Source organism: Gemmiger formicilis (assembly GCF_016901605.1).
GTDB lineage: Bacteria > Bacillota > Clostridia > Oscillospirales > Ruminococcaceae > Gemmiger > Gemmiger formicilis_B.
On record NZ_JACJKP010000415.1, the window covers coordinates 1 to 508 of the forward strand.

General features: G+C 54.7%; 1 protein-coding gene. It reads left to right on the plus strand.

Going from position 1 to position 508, the window contains the following annotated elements; genetic code table 11:
• The coding region (locus H6B10_RS15210; RefSeq protein WP_204652330.1) for a LicD family protein at window positions 1-508 on the plus strand (508 nt) is incomplete at both ends.

Consider the following 508-nt stretch of genomic DNA (forward strand, 5'->3'; position numbering starts at 1 on the left):
TGATTGGCGCGGCGCGGCATCAAGGATTTATCCCCTGGGATGACGATGTGGATATCGCCATGACCCGGCGGGATTACCAAAAGCTGAAAAAGATTGCCAAGAAGGAATGGGCAGACGGAGATTTCAAGTTTGTCCGCTATGACCAGATGGGGAACGGCGCGTTTTTGGACTTTTTCTCCCGGCTGGTCTACATGAAAGAGTCGGTGCCCTGCCGTACCTATATGAAAATCCGCGGCCGGGGCCGTACCGATATCGATAACCATATCCCGCTGGATATTTATGTACTGGACAATGCAGACGACAACGAAAAGCGGTTCCATCGCCGTTTTTTGCTGATCGCCGGGCTGTACGGGCTGGCGATGGGCCACCGTACCTACATCGATTACCGGGAGTACGCCAATCACCCCGATATCACCCGCAAACGGGTACAGGTGCTCTCCGACATCGGGCGCCATCTGCCGCTCAAACTGATCCTGTGGGCCTATGAATTGGTCTGCTGCTCCTGTGA